4 protein-coding genes are annotated in these 5228 nt (G+C 50.7%); 2 read left to right on the top strand and 2 right to left on the bottom strand.

What is annotated here, in order from left to right; translation table 11 throughout:
- Window positions 1–125: 125 nt before the first annotated feature.
- Entirely contained in the window at window positions 126–632 is a 507-nt protein-coding gene (gene lspA / locus QM529_07395) for a signal peptidase II (protein ID MDI9314479.1), read from the bottom strand.
- Window positions 633–675: 43 nt separating this feature from the next.
- Window positions 676–1722, bottom strand: a complete 1047-nt coding sequence (locus QM529_07390; GenBank protein ID MDI9314478.1) for an aspartate-semialdehyde dehydrogenase — start codon at window positions 1720–1722, stop codon at window positions 676–678.
- 218 nt (window positions 1723–1940) lie between these two features.
- Here QM529_07390 and topA point away from each other — a divergent pair, with 218 nt between their 5' ends.
- Together topA and QM529_07380 are read left to right on the top strand one after the other, a co-directional pair.
- Window positions 1941–4676, top strand: coding sequence for a type I DNA topoisomerase (topA, locus tag QM529_07385; protein MDI9314477.1), 2736 nt, complete (start codon window positions 1941–1943; stop codon window positions 4674–4676).
- A gap of 15 nt (window positions 4677–4691) precedes the next feature.
- Complete coding sequence (locus tag QM529_07380; protein MDI9314476.1) at window positions 4692–5132, top strand: type II toxin-antitoxin system RatA family toxin; 441 nt, start codon at window positions 4692–4694, stop codon at window positions 5130–5132.
- Window positions 5133–5228: the final 96 nt, after the last annotated feature.

The following is a 5228-nucleotide window of genomic DNA, read 5'->3' as shown; positions in this document are numbered from 1 at the left end:
AGCTAACCACCCGGAATTTCTTCATACCCCGCCCACGCTTTTATCTCAATAAAATTATATAAGGGCGGAAGGTGGCACTTCCCCCGCGCTTAAGCTAACCACCCGGAATTTCTTCATACCCCGCCCTACCGCCGGCGGCGCGGGCGGCGCGTGTCGCTGGTGGCGATTTCTAGGAACAATAAAAAAATCGCCACCGAAATGGCCATGTCGGCCAGGTTAAAACTCGGCCAGTGATAGTCGCCGATATGGAAGTCTAAAAAATCTATCACGCCGCCTTGCCACAAACGGTCGAGGCCGTTGCTCACCCCGCCCGCCAGGGCCAGGCTGAGGGCGATTTTGATTCTTTTGCCATCGGCCTGCCAAAACACCGCCAAGGCGGCGACGGCAACAATCGCCGTCAAAAAAACAATCACCAGCGGCGGCAAATTATAATCTTGCAAAAAACCAAAACCCATCCCTTGGTTTTTGACAAGCACCAGGTTAAAAAAACTGGTGAATTGTTGTTGCGCACCTTCGCTTTGCAAAAAACCAATCACCCAATGTTTGGTCAATTGGTCGAGCGCGACCACCGCAACCACAATGGGCAATATCACCCACAGGTTCTTTTTTCCGATAATAGTTTTTTTTGGCATGAGGCCTCCTTTTTTATTTTTGTTTTTGTTTATTGTTGCAATGTTATTGTGGTAAGCCGCCAAAGTTATTTTTAATCAATGCCTCGCCGATTTGAATGGCGTTCAACGCCGCCCCCTTGCGCAAATTATCGCTGACGCACCAAAAGGCCACGCCATGTTCGACCGTCGGGTCAACACGCAAACGGCTGATAAAACTTGCATCCTCGCCCGCGGCATCCAACTGGGTTACATAACCCGCTGGTTCGTGCTTGTCATACAACGCAACCCCCGGCGCGGCCGCCAACGCGGTGCGCAATTTTTCCAAATCAACCGGTTTGTGGCATTCAACAAACACCGCCTCAGCATGGGCAACAAACACCGGCACCCGCACGCAGGTCGCAACCAAATCAATCGTCTTATCCCCCATGATTTTTTTTGTTTCGACCGTCATTTTCCATTCTTCCTTGGTAAAGCCATCGTCCATAAAAACATCAATCTGCGGAATGCAATTAAAGGCAATTTGTTTTGGGTAAACATTGGGGTCGATGGTCGCCTGGTTAAATACATCGCGGGTTTGATTAAACAATTCGTCCATCGCTTCCTTCCCCGTGCCCGACACCGATTGATAGGTCGCCACCACCACCCGTTTGATGCCCAGCAAATCATGAATCGGTTTCAACGCCACCACCAATTGAATGGTCGAACAATTGGGGTTGGCGATAATTCGTTTTTTGTTGGTTTGGTAGAAATTTTTTAACACCGCGCCATTGACCTCGGGCACGACCAACGGCACATCCTCGACCATGCGAAAATGCGACGTGTTGTCGATAACCACCGCACCGGCCGACGCGGCGCGCGGCGCAAAAACTTTCGACACACTTGCGCCGGGCGATGAAAAAACCAAATCGACGCCGGCAAAATCAAATTTTTCCAAATCATGCACCTGGTAACTGGCGTTATAATCCTCGACCGCGACCTCGCTACCCGCCGACCGGCTGGAGGCAATGGCAATAATTTCTGAAAAAGGAAATTGCCGCTCGTGCAAAATGCTCAGCATTTCTTGGCCAACATTGCCGGTGGCACCCACCACCGCGACCCGATATTTTTTCATGTTGTTATTTTTTTCTTTTTTATGAATGACCGCTCTAAATAACGGCTATTTCACCCCTAACAAAAAAAATTGTTGCCCGCAATAAAAATCGGCAAGGCTTATAACCGAACAGCAACTTGAAACTATCTATCATTGTAAATAGATATGAATTGGCTTAAAACATTACCAACGCAACGCCCTTAAAAAAAAAATATCGTCAATCATTTATCATACCATTCATGCCCAGCAACAATTTGGTCATTGTCGAATCGCCGTCCAAGGCAAAAACCATCAACAAATATTTGGGGAGTAATTTTCGCGTCATCGCCAGCATGGGGCATGTGCGCGACCTGTCGGCAAAAAGCGGTTCGGTCAACCCCGATAATAATTTTTCGATGACCTGGCTGGTCAACCCGCGCGGCGAAAAACAACTGGCCGCGATTGCCGATGCCATCACCCCCGATACCCAGGTTTATTTGGCAACCGACCCGGATAGGGAGGGCGAGGCGATTTCCTGGCACCTGGCCGAGGAATTAACCCGCCGCAAAAAAATGCCACGCGCCGCACCGCAACGCATCGTGTTCCATGAAATTACCGAGGGCGCGATTAAGGAAGCAATGCAACACCCACGCGGCCTCGACCATGACCTTATTGCCGCCTACCTGGCGCGGCGCGCGCTCGATTACCTTGTCGGCTACAGCCTGTCGCCGATTTTGTGGCGCAAATTACCGGGCAGTCGCTCGGCCGGCCGCGTGCAATCAACCGCATTGCGTTTGATTGTCGAACGCGAAATGGAGATTAGAAATTTCCAAGCAGTCGAATATTGGTCGCTGACCGCCGCCCTGCTTGCCACGGGTAAAAATGCCACCGCCCCCAACATTCCCCTAACCGCCGCCCTAACGCATGAAGGTGGCAAGCGGCTCGACCGCCTGGCCATCACCAGCAAGACCATGGCCGATGATTATAAAAAACGGATTCAACAGGGCAATATTATTTTGCGCTCGCTTGAAAGCCGCGAGGTAAGACGCCACCCGGCCGCGCCCTTCACCACCTCAACCCTGCAACAGGAGGCCAGCCGTAAACTGGGGTTCACATCATCCCGCACCATGCAAATTGCGCAACAACTTTACGAGGGCGGTGGTTTAGGCGGTGGTGTCGGCGGGCTTATAAGTTACATGCGCACCGACAGCACGCTATTAAGCGGCGAGGCGATTGCCGCGGCACGGCGATATATCGCCAAACATTACAGCCCAAGCCACCTGCCGGCCAGCCCACGGCAATATAAAACAAAAAGCAAAAACGCCCAGGAGGCGCACGAGGCCATAAGACCAACCAATGTCGCCCGCACGCCCGATTCGGTCGCCGGTTATTTGCGGTCGGACCAACTCGCTCTTTACAAATTGATTTGGCAACGCACCGTGGCGTCGCAAATGGAATCGGCGGTGTTTATTCAAACCACCGCCAGCTTCGACGTGAACGGTAAGGAACTGACCCTGACCGCGACCGGCCAAACCATTTTGTTCGATGGTTTTTTAAAATTATACCAGGAGGGTAAAGACGACGAGGCCGCTGAAGAAAACCGCACCATCCCGCCGCTGGCATCGAACAGCGCGGCGATTGCCAAGGATGTCTCGGCCGAAAAACATTTCACCGACCCACCGCCCAGGTATAGCGAAGCCAGCCTGATAAAAAAAATGGAAGAAATCGGCATCGGCCGACCCTCGACCTACGCCAACATCATCAATATTTTGCAAACCCGCGAATATGTGCGGTTGGAGAAAAAAAGATTCTTTTGCGAAAATCGCGGCATTGTCTTGTCGGCGTTTTTAACCCGTTATTACAACGATTATTTTAATTATAATTTTACGGCGCAGATGGAGGACGATTTGGACGAGGTCGCCAATGGCAAATACGACTGGCACGAATTGTTGCGCAAATTTTGGGAGGCCTTTGCCCAGCGATTAAAGGACAGCGAAAACCTGCTCCATGAGAATATCCAGGCCGAGATGCAATCGGTGCTGACCGATTATATTTTTGGCATGGGCGAGGAGCGCGCCAACAAACAAAAATGCCAGAAATGTAGCGACGGCAAATTGACCCTGCAGATTGGCAGATACGGGCCTTATCTTTCTTGTTCGAATTATCCCAATTGCGACTATCGCGCCAATTTTGAAAAATTGGCATTGGAGGAACAAAGCGACGAGCTCATCGATGGTGTGCCCCTGCCAAAATTTTTGGGCAAGGATGATTCGGGCCGCGACATCAATGTGAAAAAAGGCCCCTATGGATTTTATGTCGAGCAGGCACTGGCGCATAAACCCGATGCCGCCGCGATGGACGACGCCACCGAGGAAGACGCCCAGCCCGCCAGTGATGATGATGCCAGCGGCAAGAAAAAACCAAAAAAGAAAAAAGCCAAGAAGCCAAAGAAAGAAAAACCAAAACGCGCCTCTATCCCCAAGACATACAAGCCGGCGGATATCACCCTGCCGATCGCTATAAAATTATTGTCCCTGCCACGCACGATTGGGAGGGACCCGAACAGCGGCGAGGATATTATTGGTGCGATTGGCCCGTTTGGCCCATACCTGAAAATGGGGTTGAATTATTATTCGTTGAAGGGCGATGACAATGTGCTGGATATCGGCATCAACCGCGCGATAGATATCATTGCCACCGCGCCGAAGAAAAAAAACGAAGCGCGCGTGGTCGGCACCCACCCTGACGGTGGCGACGTGGTTATTAAACGCAGTCGCTGGGGTTATTATTTGGAATGGTTAAAACCCGTAAAGGGCGGCAAAAAACAAAAGAAATTCGCCAAATTGGCACCGGGCACCGATGCAAAAAATTTCACCCTTGACCTGGCCTTGGTATTGTTCCCACCCAGCGCGCCGAAAGCCGCGCCGAAGGAAAAAAAGAAACCAAAAAGCAAAAAGACCAAAAATGACGCGCGCGACACCGCCGTTATGCCCTAAGATAGGAGTTACAACATGGCCAAAAAATTTTACCACCAAGAAAAAAAAATCGTGCCCTTCAGCGACCAACATCTTTACGCGATTGTGAAGGACGTTGCCCATTACCCCGATTTTTTGCCCTGGTGCCTGTCGGCACGAATTGTTGAACAGCGCGATGGTTTTTTTGTCGCCGATTTGGTGGTTGGGGTTAAATCCCTGCGCGAAGAATTCCGGTCGGAGGTTACCTATAACGATGCCGATAAGAAAATCACCACCCGTGGCACCAGCCGTGGGCCGTTATCAACGATGGATAGCCATTGGCATTTCAGAAAAATAAACGACCAGGAATGCGAAATCGATTTTTCGGTCAGTTTGAGTTTTTCATCCTTCATCACCGAAAAACTTTTTTCACCATTTTTTAACGAGGCGGTGAAGCGCATGACAGCGGCCTTCCTAACGCGGGCAAAAACCCTCTAACATTAAAAAAAAATTATCGACGCGCAAGGCGCCATGACAACCGACTTACTTCTTGGCGGTTAGTTTGACGATGGCTTTTTTCACCACCAATGCCTC

This window comes from Hydrotalea sp., from assembly GCA_030054115.1.
Classification (GTDB): domain Bacteria; phylum Pseudomonadota; class Alphaproteobacteria; order JASGCL01; family JASGCL01; genus JASGCL01.
Note: the sequence above shows the minus strand (reverse complement) of the source record. Positions and strands in the feature narration are given on the sequence as shown.